Origin of the sequence: Neobacillus muris, assembly GCF_943193175.1 — a bacterium.
In the GTDB taxonomy this organism is placed as follows: domain Bacteria; phylum Bacillota; class Bacilli; order Bacillales; family Cytobacillaceae; genus Neobacillus; species Neobacillus muris.
Genome location: NZ_CALPDF010000029.1, coordinates 38,025 through 56,470 on the forward strand (window position 1 = coordinate 38,025; position 18,446 = coordinate 56,470).

Consider the following 18,446-nt stretch of genomic DNA (forward strand, 5'->3'; position numbering starts at 1 on the left):
AAGTAAAAACAGCAAATAGCACTCATCACTGTTCTCTATAAATAATTTTTGCGAGATACCTTTTATTTGGCTCCTGTCTGCTCGGGAGTAAGGAATTCTTCAAGAGTGATTCCTCTTTCCGCCATTTCCTTTGCACTTTTCTTTCCCACATATCGAATATGCCAGGGTTCATATTTATAGCCCGTAATCTGCTCCTTCCCCTCCGGATATCGGATAATGAAGCCATATTCATGAGCATGCTCAGCCAGCCACTTTGCTGCTTCTGTATCGGCAAAACAGTCTTCTGCCGCACATCTGCCATCGCCCCCCGTCACATCAATGGCAAGACCTGTTTCATGCTCACTATGACCTGGAAAGGCACTGAATGTCTCTGCTGCCTTTTCCCCTTCCCTATGGACATAGTAATCAAATAGATCTGTTTGTGTTTTATAGGAACGATAAGCCGATACTCCCATTAGGGAAATCCCATCCTCTTTTGCCCCTGAAAATAATTGCTCCAATGCTTTCGCTGCTTCTTCCCTCATTTTGCGCTTGTCTATTTTATCCGAAAATAGGAATGGTACATCCGGATATACGAGATCCCTTGGTCTATATTCTTCAGGAAGTCCGTACTGTTTGTTTACTAATACCAGCAGACTGGAAGGATCAGTGAATGCTGCTACTCCTTCCGCTCCATTGGTGTCAGCAGAAATCATTTTTTCATCGTCACTTGCCTTCCCATTAGCTTCCATAGCAGCATCGGAGATGGATTCTTTTACTCGTTTCTCGTCTCTTGAGATTTTGTTTACAATGGATGAAGGCTTTGTATCAAAGGTATGTCCGGAATTTTCCCATCCTAAGTAACATAACAAAAAAGTCATCCCTACTACTGCCGTCAATATTTTTTTCATCCTCTTTTCTCCTCCTTTATTAATCTCTTAAATCCGAAAAAAATAGAGTAGTCAGCCAGTTTCAACCCTGCTTTTGTTTGATTATAGTCCGTGGTTGTTTCAGCCCTTCTAGCAGTTGTATCTAACTTGTAAATTCATACTCCATTCCATAGGCGGGAAAAATAAAAAAGTATATGATGGGATTAGCACGGGAGGACGGAGACACAATGGAAACTAAAAAAATACTGATCATAGAAGATGAACAGTCTATTTCTGATTTGCTTTCCTATTCACTCAGGAAAGAGGGCTTTGGTACGAAGGCTGCTTTCACTGGAGAGGAAGGCTTGCAAATGATTGCAGAGTATAAACCCGATTTAATCCTATTGGATTTGATGCTTCCAGATATGAGCGGCTTTGATATATGTAAAAAAGTTACAAAAGAACATCCTGTACCCATCATTATGATTACCGCCAAATCAGATACCTTTGACAAAATTCTTGGAATGGAATTAGGGGCCGATGATTATATAACAAAGCCCTTCGATTTACGGGAGGTACTTGTTCGAATCAAAGCAATTTTTCGAAGAATCGAGTTGATTTCAGAAGCGATAGAAGCAAATGAGTTTAATGCTCTTCAGCTTGGGCATGGGATTGAAATTTTTAAGGAGAAAAGAGAAGTAGTAAAAAACGGAATCAGAGTGGATTTTACGAATAAAGAGTACGATTTATTTATTTTCTTGGCGGATCATAAAGGCAGGGTGTTTTCCAGGGCTGAATTGTTGGATAAAGTTTGGGGCTATGATTTTACTGGAGATACTCGGACTGTCGATATACATGTTCAGCGATTGAGAAAAAAGCTGGATGAAAGAAAAGATACATCCATCATTGAAACCGTATTCGGAATCGGCTACAAGTTGATATAGAAAGGGATCGACCCATATGAACTATTCCTTACACCATAAAATGCTCTTATCCCTTTCCATGGTAACCTTTATTGGCCTTACCTCTCTTCTTTTTGCTGCTAACAAAATAACAGAACAGAACACCTCGCAAATGATTAAAAAAGACATGATCGAAGTAAAAAACACATTGGATATTTATTTGAAGCAATACTTTTTAATAAAAGATACCGATATAAGCAAAACCTCCCTTGAATCAGAGGCTATGAATATTTCTAATGTTTTAAGCAGCCAGATTGGCAGTGATATATCCATTTATGATGCCAGCGGAAATAACTTGTCCTCTCGTTTGAGGGCAACAAATTTATCCAACGAAGACTTAACAAAAGCGATCCATGGAAAAACAGCGTATTCGGTGAATTTTTCAAAAAATAAAGTAATCGTGACACTCTCCTTTCCAATTGAGACCAATCAGCAGGTTCTTGGAATTATGAGATACAGCAAAAACTATACGGAACAGTATCAATATGATCGCAAGTTTCAAAACACGATTACAATTTTTGCCATTCTTATTTTTATCATCATTTTTATAACCTCCATGGTTCTTTCAAGGAAAATTACGAATCCTATTAGTAAGCTCACAAAAAGTACAGAGCAAATATCTGCCGGAAATTTCGACCTCGATATTGGCGTTTACTCACGGGATGAAATTGGAGAACTTGCTGGCAGGTTTAAAAAAATGGCATTAAGGATTAAAGAACAAATCGAGATCATTGAATTGGACAGAGATGCATTAAGAGAATCCCAGGCCCAAAATAAAGTTTTTTTTGACAATGTTACACATGAGCTGAAAACGCCTCTGACAACCATTCTAGGCTATGCCCAAGTTTTGCAGGAAAATGGTTTTTCCGATAAGGAGTTTTTTGACAAGGGGACCTCGTATATCATCAAAGAAAGCAACAGGCTCACACAAATGGTAATGGAAATCATTGAGCTTTCTAAAGGGACTTCCAATGATTTCACCTACTATTTTCAGAAGGTAGACTTATCGCTTCTGGTTAGTGAAACCTCTGATGAAATGCGCCTGAAATCGAAGAAATATCATATTAGAATCGATTGTGACATTCAGGATCATCTTTATGTCGTAGGAGATAGGGATAAATTAAAGGAAGTCCTTATCAATATACTTGATAACTCTATAAAATACGGAAATGTGAACTCCACTATCCGTGTGATCGTCTTTCAAGAGGGAAATACCATTACATTAAAAGTGATCGATCAGGGTGAAGGAATCCCTGTTGAACAAATTGATCACTTATTTCAGCCGTTTTACAGAATTGCCGCAAAGCCTGGAAGAGAAAAAGGAAGTGCAGGTTTAGGATTATCTATTGTAAAAAGCATTGTTGAAAAGCATAACGGTACCATTCAATTAAAGAGTAAAATCCACACAGGAACTGAAGTGGAGATCCAGTTTAAAGGAGAGAATCATGAGTAGCTTGAGATTTAAAAAGAAATGGAATGGACCTATTTTCTTTGTCTTCATACTAGCTATTTTTATAGTAGGTTTCATGAGTTTCAATCATTTTTATGGATTAAAAAAAACAGAAACCTTCGTGTTAAATAAAAGCCTGTTTCAAACAAGTAGTCCAACAAATGATGATATGAATCCCAAACTTGAAGATGTCTCCAAATTAAACACACCCTATCCGATTTGGAGTCCTGCTGTTGTGGATGATCAATCTATTCTATTTAGCACTGCTAATAGAGATGGCAAACAGGCTGACCAAAATATCCTTTACAAGCTTAATACGACTAATCATTCCAAGGAGATGATCTATGATCATCTCTACAATGGCTTGACCGTTTCACCTGATGGGAAAATATTGCTATTTTCCTCCTTCGATCATTCTACTGAAATGACAAAAACCCATTTATATGATCTACAAACAAAGCAAATTACTAAAACCTTTACCGGCTTTCCTTGGAAATTTTCCAATGATAATACTCACTATGTCGGTGAACAGAACGGTACCATATTTATTAATGATATTAATACGGAAGAGAGAAAAGAACTAATTAATAGGGGAGAGGCCTCTTCTGAGCTATATAAACTGGCTAAAGCCTTGCAAACCGTAAAACTGTTCAATTTTATTTTTTCTCCAGATGGAAACAAGGTTTATTTCATGGGGTATTCCGCTGAAGGGACGGGGATTTACAGTGTCCATTTAAAAAACAATACCCTGATGAAAGTTATCAATTTTGATGGGGCGATTACCAAGCTTGTTCCTTTAGCCGATGGAAATCTCTTGCTGTCAGGCAGTATCAAAGGAGAAAAAGGTCTATTTCTGCTTAACCCCTCTACCCAAAAGTATAAACACTTAATCCATGGAACGATTAATAATTTTGACATTAACCCGGACGGAAAATTGGCCTATACAATGGTTGAAAATGGGGACAATTTACATGCCGCTATGTTAAAAAAGGATACAATTAATTATGATGAAGTCCTATACAGAGGCCTAGAGTATTGCAGTTTTATCAAATGGAGCCAGAGTGGAAATACGCTCTTCTGTATCAGCGACCAAATTAATGAGAGCAGCATTTACAGGTTTACCTTTCTTTCTGATTGATAACGAACACGTACGACTGAGGGGATTTACTGATAAAAAAAATCAGGAAAGTCTTGTCAATTTTTGAAACAAAAACTTACAATTGATCGTCTATATTTATGTCTTCCTTCCTATTTTTTAACAATTTTCTAGAAAATGAACTTTCACTGGATAAAATTTAGTAGAATAGTAGTGATAAATGTAATAAAAGAGTAAAATAGGTAATAGTTTTTTAATAAAAAAGGATAAGGTCGAAAGACGTAATTTAGCTGGATTACCAGGTAATCGGGGGATGGATAAACAAAATGGAAACAGCAGTAAATCAAGCAATGGAGGAACTTAGCAGAAAAAGGACAAAGACATCCAAGCGTCCTGTGAATTGGAAGCTTGTCAGCGCCATTATCATCGTCATTGCACTTATAATCGGGGGAATCAGCTATTATCAGGCAACCCACTTTAATTCCAATATTAAGATAAACGGCACAAACGTCGGCGGTCTTACTTCTGATAAGGCACTAAAAAAATTAACTTCAACCGTGCTGAAAAACACTGTCTATGTTGGCGGCCAGCAAATCATAGATGGCAAAGACATGAAAATGTCCTTCACGGAAAAAGATCTGCCAAGCGTGAAAGAATTATTAAAAAAACAGTGGACGTTCTTTCCTTCCTCAAAGGAAAAAAATTATTCCATCATGCCAAGCAATCTGGATGACTATCGCAGTCAAACCTTAAAAAAGCAAGTCGAAGAAAAGCTGCTATCCCTGAATCAGAATTTGACCGCGCCTCAAGATGCCCTAGCCTATTTGGAGGAAGGGGAAATTAAGGTCAGTCCCGCCATAAACGGGGACCAGTATGATGTCGGCCGTCTTTTAAAGGAATACGAAAAACAGGAATATACCAGTGAAATTCATCTAAAGCCTGTTTATATCCAACCTATTAAAGAAGACAGTGACATCGTCCAAAATGAACAGAAAAAGCTGGAGGAGCTCCTGAAACAAACCGTTGAATATAAGGTACAGGATAAAGTGCATACATTAAGCGCCAGTGAATTAATTAAAAATGCCACAGTGACACAAGATTTGAAAGTAACCATTGATTCGGCTGATATAAAGAAAAAAATTGCTGAAATTAATGAGGCCCAATCCACGTTAAACAAGAACTTCAACTTCAAAACCCACTCCGGTGCCGTTGTGTCCGTCAAGGGACAAGGCTATGGCTGGGCATTGGATGAGGAAAAAGAGACCGCTCAGGTTCTGAAGGCTTTTGAAAACGGAGAAAAATCGCTTGCGGCGTCTAGTATTATCGGTAATGGCTGGAAAGGGGAAGGATTCGGTTATGATACGACCGCCAATAACGGCATTGGCGATACGTATGCGGAAGTATCGCTTTCCGAACAGCGGATTTGGATCTATAAAAATGGACAATTAGTCGTCACATCAAATGTCGTAACCGGCAAACACAGCACTGGCAATGATACATCCAAGGGAGTGTGGTATATCCTCTATAAACGATCACCTTCCACACTGACCGGCAGAGAACTCGGCGGACAACCAAGTTATGAAGTAAAAGTCGATTATTGGGCACCATTTACAAATGATGGGCAAGGATTCCACGATGCCAGCTGGCGGAAAAACTGGTCAAGTAACGCCTATCTGACAGACGGATCGCATGGCTGCGTCAATACGCCGCCAAGCGTCATGAAAACCGTGTATGAAAATCTCAGCACTTATGAACCAGTTGTCATCTACTAACCGTCATTTATTAAAAACAGGAAATCGTTACGGATTTCCTGTTTTTTTTACATTTATGGGCGATGCTTTCTGGCAGGCCTCTATTCTGCTGCAAATTGATGATGGCAGGGCAAACAAACCTCAACGGTTGTGCCTTTGTTCAGCTCGCTGGAAATTTTCATCCTGCCGCCATGGGTTTCAATAATTCGATAGCAAACCATTAACCCTAACCCCGTTCCATCTGCCTTTGTCGTATAAAAAGGCTCGCCAAGCCGGGCAATTTGCTGCTCCGGTATTCCTCCTCCTTGATCGATAACAGCGATCCTAATCATCTCATGATGAACACTATTGATCTTCACCGTAATTTCCCCGCCGTGCTCCATCGATTCAATGGCATTTTTGAGAAGATTAATAAAGACCTGCTTTAATTGGTTCTCTTCACAGGAGATAACCGGATTTTCCAGCTCATTCTCGAGACGGATATGGACATTTTTGATAATGGCATGTGTGTCTAGTAAAGAAATTACACTCGTAAGAATCTGAATGACATCTTTTAACTCGTACCTGATTCCCTGCGGCTTTGCCAAAATCAGAAACTCACTGACAATCAAATTTATTCGGTCTAACTCCGTCAACATAATATCGACGTATTGATGATTAATGTCTGATTTAAGAAATTGAACAAAGCCTTTAAGAGTCGTTAATGGATTCCGAATTTCATGGGCCACTCCGGCCGCTAATTGCCCTACTGCTGATAGCTTTTCGGATCTTCTTAGCATTTCTTCCGCTAATTTTGATTCCGTCGTATCTTTAGCAATTTGATAGATGCCGATAAATTCATTCTCATTAATGATCGGGATCATCTTGATATCTGCGATTCTTTTTCCGCCATTTTTATGAAACATGGAGACCGTAAATTCCTGGGGGTTTCCTTCTTTGGCATCATGATAATGCTGTTTATGCCTTAAGCGGTCCTCCGGAATCACAATGGAATCCCAGCCCGTTTTTTGGAGCTCCTCCAGCGTATAGCCGATTAATTTTTCCGTCGCCGGGTTCGTGTCCATTAACTCTCCCTCTAGATTAAGGGTGAAAATCGCGTCGGAATTATGAACGTACAAGGATGTAAAGCGCTGTTCCGATTCCTCTAACCGTTTTTCCAATAGTCTGCGGTTTTGTTCTTGCGTATGCTTAAGCAAGGCTTCCACTTGTTTGCGGTGGGTAATATCAATGTCCACCGCATTGATTTTCACGAGGTTTCCAGCAGAATTGAAAATAGGGGTAGCGCGCTTCTGGATCCACTTGGTTTCCCCAGTGGGCAGCACGATTCTGTATTCACTCATGACGTCCTTTCCTTTTAATAAATCCTGCTCCAATTGCCGAATGATCTCTCTATCTTCTTGGACGACTACCTCTTTCCAGAACCGATGATTATCTTTGAATTCATTAGCGGGATATCCATATAGATTTTGGATTTTGGACGAAACCATTGTTTTATTTTCAACGAGGTCAAAAGAATAAATAACAACATCTACGCTATTAAAAATTTGGTTGAAATCCTCATCTTTTTTCTTTATTTCTTTGGCGTAATATTTTGCTTTATCGTATTGCCATCCACACCACCAGGCGGGATAGATAAAAATCGCGTTGATGATCCATTCCGTTAAAGGAACATGCCCTAATGTTAAATAAGCATTTATTTTAAAAATGGCGCCGGATAACAATACAAGCCCGGCTAGCCATAGCCTCCCGGTGTACTTCACTATTTAAACCCCTTATTTTATTAAAAGATTCTTTTTTGAATTTACAGTTTTGAACTTGCTGACCCTCATTATGTTACCATATTCCCGGCAGGTTTTTCTTTTGGAAATCATTGGCTCCCTTTTATAAATGGGACCAAAAAAATCGGCCTTTTCCTATACTGGATACCGAGAAAAGACCGCAGTTTTGTATTTTACTTTTTTATTTTCAATGCTTTCCATTAGGCCGCTTTCCTGATGCTCTCAGCTGCTTTCTGTCTTGTTTCCGGTAAAGTAGCTGCCAAGAAGATGTAGAGGCTTGAGACAGCAATAAAGAAAATCATCGCCGGTGCGTAGCCTGCCTTGCCTAAAATATAGCTCCAAACAATGGTCGCTATAGTCTGTCCGGCATAAGCCAATGCCCAGAATAAACCAAACATGATCGTCAATCTTTGTGGTGTCATCCCCTTTAATTCGTGAGGGAGATTTAAAAAGATTGGGTACTGAATATACATCGCCAATCCAGAAATGGCAATCAACGTGTAGGAAAATAATGGCATTTTATTAGCAAACAGTAATGCTAAGGCAAATGCTCCCACCATGACAATCCCGCTGACCACAAGCACAGGCTTTCGCGGCACTCCTTTATTGCCAATCCAAATCCCAGCAAATGTCCCCAAAATGCCAAAACCAGAAATCAATAAGTTCGTAACGGAACCGTTTAATAAGGTATATTGATCAAAAATCGCTTTAAAGCTCACAAGCGATAAAACATATAAGGTTAAAAAAGAGGCAAATGCCATGCCATAACGCCAGATAAATCCATCCTTTAGCGCATCTTTATATCCGTAAGCCTCCATTTTTCCCTTTGGATCGTCCTTCGTTTCAAAAGTCTCCGCTTTCCAAAGCCATCCAATAAAAAACAAAACGGTTAATGAGGCAAAAAAGGTTAACGTTAGACGCCAGTTAACCACCATTTGCTTGGCAAAAGCCGTAAATAATACGGCGACGATAAAAGCACCCGCATTATAGGCAACCGTATTGGCCGCGTTCAAGCGCAGTTTGATTTTTGAGTTTGTCATATAGTGGGCCACAACGGGATTCATATAGACGATAACCATTGAACCGCCAACGGCCATTACCATCCTCGCAGCTGTGTAAGCCCAATAGTTTGGCAGATAAATCGCCACAAGCCCCATCATTAACAGGCCGATCGCCGTGCCTGCTGCTTTTTTAGGGCCTAATTTCATCAAGACAACGGCTGCTAAAATGTTCGCAAATACGCGGGCCGTTGTAATCGAATAATTGACTAATTGTGAAATAAGCGGATTGACCGGCCCGTCAAAAAAGGCGGCGGTAATTTGCGGCGTCAAGGAGGATCCGGCCACCCAGTTCATGGCAAAGGTCACATAAGCCATCCATAATACAGCCATCATGAAGTATCCTTTTTTTGTATCGATACCTGGTTCCATTATTCACCCTTCTTACATAATCAGTATCATAAGATACCCGATATTTTTATAAAAACTTACGCCAATTCCAGCGGCTGCATGGTTTGTTTTAGGACTGAAACGGAATGATCAAATTGTTCTTTTTCCTTTTCAGTCAATTCCATTTCAATGACTTCACGAATGCCGCCGCGGTTTATGACAGCAGGCACTCCAATATAGACATCATGGTGGCCATATTGGCCATCAAGATGAGCGGACACTGTCAGGATGCAGTTTTCGTTGTTTAAGATCGCTTTGGTAATCCGGACCAGCGACATCCCGATTCCGTAATAGGTAGCGCCTTTTCTTTCAATGATGTGATAGGCAGCGTCACGTACATTTACAAAGATCTTGTCTAAGCATTCTTTTTTCAGATCATTTTTCTTGGCAAGGACGGTTTCAAGCTTTTCGACTCCGATAGAGGTACTGCTCCAAACCGGCAGCTCTGTATCGCCGTGCTCTCCAATAATATAGGCATGGACATTTCTTGTATCCACATCGAAATACTGCCCAAGGTTGAAACGAAGACGGGCAGAGTCTAAAACCGTACCAGAACCGATAACGCGTTCTTTTGGAAGGCCGGATTCTTTCCATGTGACATAGGTTAAAATATCGACTGGATTGGTTGCCACTAGGAATATGCCGTCAAAGCCGCTAGCCATCACGTTGTGGACGATTTGTTTAAAGATTTTCGTGTTCTTCTCGACTAATTGCAGCCTGGTTTCACCTGGTTTTTGAGCTAATCCTGCTGTAATCACAACAAGGTCGGCCGTTTCGCAATCTTGGTAGGTCCCAGCCCAGATTTTTATTGGGGAAGGTGAGAATGGCATTCCGTGGTTCAGGTCCATTACTTCACCTTCCGCTTTTGAATCATTCACATCAATAAGAACTAATTCTTCTGCAACTCCTTGATTAATCATGGAGTACGCATAACTGCATCCCACTGCTCCAGTACCAATTAATACGACACGATTTACTTTTCCTATATTCATGATGAAAGTCTCCCCTCAAAATTGTACTCTTTTTTTGAAAAATCTAGATCTAATGCTGTTATCCATGTTTTAACTATTATCATGTTGACAACGTTAGTTTAACACAAACTTTGTGAAATGTTTCACATAAAATTTGAACAAAAAATGAATTTTTTTAAATAGAAAAAAACGGGGAAAAATCCCCGTTTTTGGTGAAGCTTACGTAAGCGATTTTTGGAGTGGCAGATCCTTATGCTGGATATGGCTGACCACCCAGGAAATGATTCCCGCGCCCCCGAGATAGATGACCAAAATGAATAATTGGGTTTGCAGTTCATGCCAATTCCCCAACGAAATGACCTCTTGAAGGCTTTGAAGGGAATGCGCCATTGGCATCCATTGCCCTATCTTGCTTAATACCGGATTACCCAGCTCCATTGGGAAGGTGCCGCCGCATGTTGCCAGCTGGAACACAAGGAACGTAACCGCCAAAAACTTTCCTACGAGCCCAAATACGGTAATCAGCATCAAAATAAAGGTCATGAAAGTGAAGGACACAATGATACTTGAGAGGACAAATAATGGAACACTTGCCACCTCCAGTTTAAACACACTTAGAACAATGGCATCGACGATGATCGCTTGAATAAATCCAATCGTATAAACCAATCCCAGCTTATTGATCAGATGGTGGGTACCATTGACAATTGGTTCCTGTCTCCTTCCAAGCGGAAGGATGTTAGAGGCCATAATCCCTCCTACATAAAAAGCAAGGGACAAGAAATAAGGAGCAATTCCCGAACCATAGTTAGGAACATTCGAAACGCTTGTCTCTCTCAGCAGGACCGGTTCGGAAAACATATCCGTTAAGGAGTCACTATTTCGGATGCCGGCTGTTTGTTCAGCGGCATCGTTTAATTTGGAGGAAAGGGTCTTGGATCCATCAGACAATTGCCCCAGTCCATCCATTATTTGATCCGTGCCTTCTTTTAGCGGCTGAATCCCGCTGAACGCTTTGCTTATTCCGCTGTTCAGCGAGGCATACCCTTGGCCCCACTCTATGAAACCATCATTGAATTTGGCGGTACCTGCGGCCAGTTCGCTGGCCCCAGCTGCTGCTTCGCCAAGCTTGGCAGAAAATTGGCCAAGGCCTGAATTAACTTTTTCCTGGCAGGCTGCTAAATCCGCAGCGGACTGCGCCAGCTGCGTTTGTCCGGCCTGAAGCTCTGCCGTCGATGCCGCTAAACGGCCGGCTATTTCTTCAAGCTTGTGGAATTCCGGATCCTGACCTGCTTCAGGGTGTGACTGGCTATAAGCACTGATTTGCTCCTGGAGAAGTTGAGCTGCCTCCTTTGTCTTCGTTTGTCCTTGAAGCAGCTTGTCATTTCCGGCTGACCATTGTTTGGTCCCAGCCGCAACCTGCTCCTCCCCTGTTTGGATAGTACCCAGGCCGGCAGTCAGCTGACCCAAACCTGCGGATAAGGATTGAGATCCTTTTTCCAGTTCGGCAGCACCGGAAGATAACGTTTCTTCCCCTATTAGAAGCTTATTGCTGCCCGTAGTTAACTCATTCAACCCTTGGCCCAGCTGATCAAAGCCATCACCAAGACTGACCATGCCATTTTTGGCTTCATCTATGCCGTCATGAAGCTCCCCTGCTCCATCGCCTGCATCCTTCAGTCCTGCTGCCAGCTCACTGAATTTTGAAAAGACGCTCTCCGCATAGGTTTTTGTGATGCTTTTTGAGATTTTCTCATCCATTTTCTCCACAGCGGTGGAACTGATCTGCGAGGCGACAAAGTTTTTCCCAGGATTTGTCTTAGCCATCAGCTTAGCATGAACCGGATGGTCATCCATGAGTGTGCTGATATTTTTTGAAAAATCCTTTGGGATGGTAAGGACCATATAGTAAGTGCCTCCCTTTAATCCCTGACTGGCTTTTTCATCTGAAACAAAATGGAATTCCAGTTCCTTGTTTTTCTTTAATTCCTTTACAAAATCCTGCCCCGCTTCAATATGGTCATCTCCCATGACAGCTCCCTGATCATGGTTAACGACCGCCACGGGCAGGTCATCTAAATTCCCATATGGGTTCCAATATCCAGCTAAAAAGAAACCGGAATAGATTAAAGGTACGATAATCAGAAAAATTAATGCAATCCGTCCGTGCGGATGCTTCCACATCCCCAATAAATCGCGCTTAATCAGCTGTATTCCCTTCAAACTCTCACTTCCTTTATTATATTTTCAACTTATATATAGTAATTAATTTTTTCCATATTGTATAATACATTATTGCATATAAAAAAATAGCCTTGAGTCTATCTTTGAAAGGACAATGAGGAATGGAACTTTTACAATTAAAATACTTTCAGACTGTAGCGAGACATGAGCATATGACCAAAGCTGCGATGGAGCTTAATATCGCCCAGCCATCGCTCAGCAAAACGATATCCAGGCTGGAGGAGGATTTGGGGGTTCCCTTATTCAGCCGAGAACATAGGCAGATCAAGCTAAATGAATTTGGAAAGGTGTTTTTAAAGCGGGTCGATCAGGTTTTCTTGGAGCTGAATGAAGGAAGAAGGGAGCTTTTGGAGCGATCCAATCAACATGAAAACAAGGTGACGCTGTCTGTGACGATCCCAAGGGTTCTGCCAGACCTTCTGCGTGGTTTTCTGTCTCAATTTCCGGATGTGACCTTCCAGCAATTCCTGCAGCCGATATCGTCGATTCAAATGGAGCTTTCGGAAGGGAAGTTAGATTACTGCATTTCATCTGTTCCCATTGAAGGTCCAGATATCGTTTGGGAACCGTTAATGACTGAAGAAATTTATCTAATCGTTCCTCCTGGCCACCCTTTTTCCGGCCGGAGTGCAATCAAGTTAGCAGAGGCCAAAAATGAGTCGTTCATCAGTATGCATACGGGTTACGGTTTCCGTGATTTAACGGATCAGTTTTGCCAGACGGCTGGGTTCGAGCCGCATATCGCCTTTGAAGGGGATGATCCCACCGTTATTGGGGATTTGGTGGAACAGGGGCTGGGTGTCGCGTTTATCCCGGAAATTACCTTGCTTCATCAATCAGCCCGCTTCCCGGATAAGCTTCACCTGACAGAACCGAATTGCCGCAGGACCATCGGGATTGCGTGGTCGGAAAGAAGATATCTCTCGGGAGCCGCACAGCAATTCAGAGAGTTTACAAAATCATATTTTTGCGCACTATCCACTAAGCTTTATAGTCATAAAAGAGGCTCCTTCTCCTGAAGGAAAACAAATCCTTCAAAAAAATTATTTATCAACGATTAAAAAAGTTGTTATAATGATTAAATCAGTGTGTGTAGAGATATTGGCAGTGGTTTTACTGGCCAAAAATATATGTCGCAAGATACGTCTGCCATCTGAAAATTTATTTTCGGAGGGAAAAGTATGTATAAGGAAGATCGGCTTCCTCAAAATGCAAAAGAAGGCATATTATTTTTATTGATCATTTCCATTATTTCTGTCAACACCATCGCCCCAATTATTATGGGGTTGGAACGAGGCTTCAGTAAAGAGCATTATTTAGAAACACTAAAGATTATTCCGTATATGTGGATCATCGTTGTGCTGTTAGTCAGATTGGTGGCGGGACCGTTAGTGGGAAAGGTCATGCCAAAATTCGCGGGGCAAACAGATGGGTTTAATGCCCGAGTGTTATTAAATACCTTCTTGAATGTTACGGTCTTATCGATTCTTCTCACCATCATAGGAACATGGGTTGGTACGAGACAGATAAGTCTGGCACCTTTCCAGCACTTCTTTCATAGCTGGTTTCGAAATTTTGGTGTCGCATTTTGGATTGAGCTGATGATTGCCCAGCCAATAGCAAGATTTGCGATGAAAAAAGTTCACGCAAAACAGGCTTACCAAGAGAGTGCATAAATTTTTTATAAAAACGCTTTTGAGGTACATTTCCTCGTTTCAGCAATGTAAAAGACAGTCTTTTTGACTATGAATACAATAGTAAGAAGAGTGCTTGAATCAGTTGTTCAGGTGCTCTTTTTTAGTTGATATTACATATTTCCCCTATAAAACAAGTATAAAGGATACGTCTTTTTTTCGGAGCTCTTTTACTCTAAACGACCATAGCCTGGATTTTCCTTACACCTCGGTCGTTATGGATCCTTCTAAATGACCGTTGACCTGATTTTCTTCTGACTTCAGTCGTTAGGAACCTTCATAGAAAGAAGCAATGTATATATGTAAAAATATCCCACATGTGTTAATATCTAATAAATGCAAAGTGGTAGTAAAATGATCTATAAAACACCTTTATAACCATTTCTGACGATTCAAATGTAACCTCTGCTAGGATACCTCTCGCAAAGAATGGAAAACCAACCATTGCTTCGATTGAATATGAGTTAATCAAACATCATCCCTATCCATACACCCAAGAAGAAGTCCAGTTTAAGACGTATCTAATCAAGAACCAAATAGATTCAGAAAATACCGGCGAACTGTGGGAACCATATTTCTCCAAGCCAAAAGCCTGCTTTAGAGCCTCACCCTTGGTAAAAAATTCTGGCTGGGGCATCCATTACAACGAACATGGAAAAATAGCCATTTATGAGGTGAACAGTGACACTTATGAGCAGCTGCTCCATCAGGAAAACACAGCAAAACTAAAGGGCATGCGCTCCAAAAGGAAGAAATAAAACGCGGGGATGGACATCCCAGCCACCCCCGTTCATTCTCTTACTTTAAATGTTCATTCAATACATTCTCTTCTAAAACCGAAAACTTGTCCCCATATACCTTCGTAATATGGTTTTCCCCCCAGGAACAAAGGGCATCCAGGATGCTTTTTAAACTCCAGCCATACTCGCTTAATTCATACTCCACTTTTGGAGGGATTTGATTATAGACGATCCGATTAATGATTCCATCCTCCTCTAGTTCCCGCAGCTGCTGGGTTAACATCTTTTGGGTAATATCAGGCATCAGGCGCTTCAATTCACTGGTCCGCTTTTTTCCGTGGGTCAGATGGCATAAAATCACACACTTCCACTTTCCCCCGATTACTTCAAGTGTCGCTTCAACCGATATATTGTACTTCTTTTTCTTCATGATGATTTCCTCCTGAATTGATAGGCACTAAAAAGTACCTATATCACTTTAAAGTGCGTACTTCCATTAAACTTCCCTGTATCCCATAATAGCATTTGCGGGTTGGATTTCAACGTATTCCCTAAAAATATAGTTTCCTTTTGCGGAGTACCTTTATCCACTATCACCATTAAAAGGGGGAGAAATGATGTCTTTTAATAGAAAGCAAAGTATGTTTGCTCTGCTGGCATTAGCCGTAAGCGCCTTTGCGATAGGTACAACAGAGTTTATTAGTGTCGGCTTATTGCCGTTAATCTCCAAGGATTTGCAGATCCCTGTAACTACAGCGGGTTTAACGGTTTCTTTATACGCTTTAGGGGTTACATTTGGTGCCCCCGTTTTAACATCACTCACATCAAGGATGTCAAGGAAAACGTTACTGATCTGGATTATGGTCATTTTTATTGCAGGAAATAGTCTTGCGGCAGCCGCTTCAAGCATTGGGATATTACTTGCGGCCCGTGTGATTGCTGCTTTTTCGCATGGTGTCTTCATGTCAATCGGTTCGACAATTGCGGCTGATTTAGTGCCGGAAAATCGCAGAGCCAGCGCCATTTCGATTATGTTCACCGGACTGACAGTGGCAACGGTGACAGGTGTGCCATTTGGTACCTTTATCGGGCAGCAGCTGGGCTGGAGAGTGGCCTTTATCGTCATTTCCGTTATCGGAGTGATTGCCTTATTTGCCAATAGTGTTCTCGTCCCTGCCAATTTGCGGAAAGGGAAGCCTGCCAAATTTAGCGATCAGCTCCAATTAGTGACAAACGGACGCTTGCTGCTTCTGTTTATTATTACTGCTTTAGGCTATGGAGGAACGTTTGTTGTCTTTACGTATCTAGCTCCATTATTGCAGAATGTCACAGGCTTTAAAGCAGAAACGGTGGCCGTCATCTTGCTTATTTATGGGGTGGCCATTGCCATTGGGAATTCCGTCGGCGGCAGGCTGGCAAACCGGAACCCGCTTAAAGCGTTATTTTATATGTTTATCATCCAAGCCATTGTCCTATTGATCCTGATGTTTACAGCACCATTTAAAGTCATCGGGTTAGTCACCATCTTTTTGATGGGGCTAATGGCCTTTATGAATGTGCCAGGGCTGCAGGTATATGTTGTGATTTTAGCTGAGCGTTATGTGCCGGCAGCGGTCGATGTGGCATCCGCGATTAATATCGCTGCGTTTAATGCTGGGATTGCCATTGGCTCTTTCCTGGGAGGCATGGTCACCGACTCCCTTGGCCTTATTCATACCACATGGATTGGCTCCATAATGGTAGCGGCTGCTGTTCTACTTACAGGCTGGAGCCGCTCACTTGAAAGACATCGGCAAAAACAGCATCAAAGCGTGGCTTAACGGTACGAATCCGTTTGTGGAACTCTATCAATTCTTTAAAGGGGGTGATAGTTTTTACGGAATGATGAGGTTTATTTCATTTTTAAATATTGGAGGATAATCAAAATGATTCATAACTTACAAGATACGGTTACATTGCATAATGGTGTTCAAATGCCTGGGTTTGGCATTGGCGTTTTTAAAGTGGAAGAAGGTCCTGAATTAGTCCATGCTGTCAAGTTTGCCATTAAACACGGGTACCGAAGTATTGATACAGCAGCCATTTATGGGAACGAAGAAGGGGTTGGACAGGCGATCCGGGAAGGGCTGCAAGAGACAGGCCTTTCAAGAGAGGAGCTATTTATCACCTCAAAAGTGTGGAATTCTGACTTAGGCTATGAGTCTACCCTAGCCGCTTACGAAACGAGTTTAAAAAAGCTTGGTCTTGATTATTTAGATTTATATTTGATTCATTGGCCGGTTGAAGGCAAATTTAAAGAGGCATGGCGTGCCTTGGAGACTCTTTACAAACAAGGAAGAGTTAAGGCGATTGGTGTCAGCAACTTCCAAGTCCACCATTTGGAGGACCTTATGAAGGATGCTGAAATCAAACCAATGATCAATCAAGTCGAATATCATCCAAAATTAACGCAAAAGGAGGTCCAATCCTACTGCCTTGAACACGGAATTCAATTAGAGGCTTGGTCCCCTTTGATGCAGGGTCAATTATTGGAGCATCCGGCATTAAAGGAAATCGCTGATAAATATCACAAAACAGTGCCTCAAATCATTCTGCGCTGGGACTTGCAAAATGGGGTGATTACGATTCCAAAATCCACTAAGGAGCATCGAATTGTTGAGAATTCAAGTGTATTTGATTTCTCGCTATCGAAAGAAGATATGGATCAAATTAATGCCTTGAACGAAAATCACCGAGTCGGCCCAGACCCCGACAATATTGATTTTTAATAAAGTGCGGGAACGCCTCCTGGCTGCTGATAGAACAAGGTCACGTAGAACCTTTCACGTGACCCTGATTCTTCTTTTTCATGATTTACGGTAACGTAGGGCCCTTCTACGTTACCTTGATCCTTCTTTTTTCTGGTTTACGGTCACGAGACGACACAAACTTGATTGCCTTCACCGATTTTGGCGCCTTGACCCTTTCATGACGACAAAAACCAGTCTACCTTCACCGATTTTGGCGCCTTGATCCTTTCATGGCGACAAATACTTGGTCCCCTTCACCGATTTTGGCGCCTTAACCCTTTCATGACGACAAATACTTGGTCCCCTTCACCGATTTTGGCGCCTTGATCCTTTCATGGCGACAAATACTTGGTCCCCTTCACCGTTTTTGGCGCCTTGACCCTTTCATGACGACAAAAACCAGTTTTCCTTCACCGATTTTGGCGCCTTAACCCTTTCATGGCGACAAAAACCAGTTTTCCTTCACCGTTTTTGGCGCCTTGACCCTTTCATGACGACAAAAACCAGTTTTCCTTCACCGTTTTTGGCGCCTTGACCCTTTCATGACGACAAAAACCAGTCTACCTTCACCGATTTTGGCGCCTTGATCCTTTCATGGCGACAAAAACCAGTTTTCCTTCACCGATTTTGGCGCCTTAACCCTTTCATGACGACAAAAACCAGTTTTCCTTCACC

15 protein-coding genes are annotated in these 18,446 nt (G+C 41.6%); 9 read left to right on the plus strand and 6 right to left on the minus strand.

The features are described 5' to 3' along the window. Positions 1 to 62 precede the first annotated feature (62 nt). Positions 63 to 890, minus strand: a complete 828-nt coding sequence (locus tag NFS43_RS17025) for a M15 family metallopeptidase (protein ID WP_251553941.1) — start codon at positions 888 to 890, stop codon at positions 63 to 65. Between the two features lie 206 nt (positions 891 to 1,096). On the opposite strand from NFS43_RS17025, the gene NFS43_RS17030 reads away from it, so the two are divergent. The 4 genes from NFS43_RS17030 (at position 1,097) to NFS43_RS17045 (ending at position 6,128) form a co-directional block, all read left to right on the plus strand. Next, the gene (locus tag NFS43_RS17030) at positions 1,097 to 1,792 is read left to right on the plus strand and encodes a response regulator transcription factor (RefSeq protein WP_251553942.1); all 696 of its coding nucleotides are present in this window, start codon (positions 1,097 to 1,099) and stop codon (positions 1,790 to 1,792) included. A 16-nt stretch (positions 1,793 to 1,808) separates the two neighbouring features. Next, positions 1,809 to 3,263 (plus strand): HAMP domain-containing sensor histidine kinase, encoded by a 1,455-nt coding sequence (locus NFS43_RS17035; RefSeq protein ID WP_251553943.1) that lies wholly within the window; start codon positions 1,809 to 1,811, stop codon positions 3,261 to 3,263. Continuing rightward, the gene (locus NFS43_RS17040) at positions 3,256 to 4,398 is read left to right on the plus strand and encodes a WD40 repeat domain-containing protein (RefSeq protein WP_251553944.1); all 1,143 of its coding nucleotides are present in this window, start codon (positions 3,256 to 3,258) and stop codon (positions 4,396 to 4,398) included. The genes NFS43_RS17035 and NFS43_RS17040 overlap by 8 nt, the downstream gene beginning before the upstream one ends. Before the next feature lie 284 nt (positions 4,399 to 4,682). Beyond that, on the plus strand, positions 4,683 to 6,128 hold the full coding sequence (locus NFS43_RS17045) for a L,D-transpeptidase family protein (protein ID WP_251553945.1): 1,446 nt from the start codon (positions 4,683 to 4,685) through the stop codon (positions 6,126 to 6,128). Positions 6,129 to 6,208: 80 nt separating this feature from the next. Here the strand turns inward: NFS43_RS17045 and NFS43_RS17050 are convergent, their stop codons facing one another. The 4 genes from NFS43_RS17050 to NFS43_RS17065 all read right to left on the minus strand — a co-directional run bounded on the left by NFS43_RS17050 (position 6,209) and on the right by NFS43_RS17065 (position 12,527). Beyond that, positions 6,209 to 7,867, minus strand: a complete 1,659-nt coding sequence (locus NFS43_RS17050; RefSeq protein ID WP_251553946.1) for a PAS domain-containing sensor histidine kinase — start codon at positions 7,865 to 7,867, stop codon at positions 6,209 to 6,211. 218 nt (positions 7,868 to 8,085) lie between these two features. Next, positions 8,086 to 9,315 (minus strand): MFS transporter, encoded by a 1,230-nt coding sequence (locus NFS43_RS17055; protein WP_251553947.1) that lies wholly within the window; start codon positions 9,313 to 9,315, stop codon positions 8,086 to 8,088. A gap of 56 nt (positions 9,316 to 9,371) precedes the next feature. Beyond that, positions 9,372 to 10,325: an L-lactate dehydrogenase gene (locus NFS43_RS17060; RefSeq protein WP_251553948.1), complete on the minus strand. Its 954-nt coding sequence runs from the start codon at positions 10,323 to 10,325 to the stop codon at positions 9,372 to 9,374. A gap of 198 nt (positions 10,326 to 10,523) precedes the next feature. Next, positions 10,524 to 12,527 (minus strand): YhgE/Pip domain-containing protein, encoded by a 2,004-nt coding sequence (locus NFS43_RS17065; RefSeq protein ID WP_251553949.1) that lies wholly within the window; start codon positions 12,525 to 12,527, stop codon positions 10,524 to 10,526. A gap of 122 nt (positions 12,528 to 12,649) precedes the next feature. On the opposite strand from NFS43_RS17065, the gene NFS43_RS17070 reads away from it, so the two are divergent. The 3 genes from NFS43_RS17070 (at position 12,650) to NFS43_RS17080 (ending at position 15,000) form a co-directional block, all read left to right on the plus strand. Further along, on the plus strand, positions 12,650 to 13,567 hold the full coding sequence (locus tag NFS43_RS17070) for a LysR family transcriptional regulator (protein ID WP_251553950.1): 918 nt from the start codon (positions 12,650 to 12,652) through the stop codon (positions 13,565 to 13,567). A gap of 162 nt (positions 13,568 to 13,729) precedes the next feature. Continuing rightward, complete coding sequence (locus tag NFS43_RS17075; protein WP_251553951.1) at positions 13,730 to 14,224, plus strand: DUF2798 domain-containing protein; 495 nt, start codon at positions 13,730 to 13,732, stop codon at positions 14,222 to 14,224. Positions 14,225 to 14,616: 392 nt separating this feature from the next. Continuing rightward, entirely contained in the window at positions 14,617 to 15,000 is a 384-nt protein-coding gene (locus NFS43_RS17080) for a DUF6157 family protein (RefSeq protein ID WP_338150617.1), read from the plus strand. Between the two features lie 40 nt (positions 15,001 to 15,040). Here the strand turns inward: NFS43_RS17080 and NFS43_RS17085 are convergent, their stop codons facing one another. After that, positions 15,041 to 15,412 (minus strand): winged helix-turn-helix transcriptional regulator, encoded by a 372-nt coding sequence (locus NFS43_RS17085; protein WP_251553953.1) that lies wholly within the window; start codon positions 15,410 to 15,412, stop codon positions 15,041 to 15,043. Between the two features lie 187 nt (positions 15,413 to 15,599). Between NFS43_RS17085 and NFS43_RS17090 the strand changes: the two genes are divergently transcribed. Next, positions 15,600 to 16,802: an MFS transporter gene (locus NFS43_RS17090; protein WP_251553954.1), complete on the plus strand. Its 1,203-nt coding sequence runs from the start codon at positions 15,600 to 15,602 to the stop codon at positions 16,800 to 16,802. Positions 16,803 to 16,907: 105 nt separating this feature from the next. Further along, on the plus strand, positions 16,908 to 17,750 hold the full coding sequence (locus NFS43_RS17095; protein WP_251553955.1) for an aldo/keto reductase: 843 nt from the start codon (positions 16,908 to 16,910) through the stop codon (positions 17,748 to 17,750). Positions 17,751 to 18,446 lie beyond the last annotated feature (696 nt).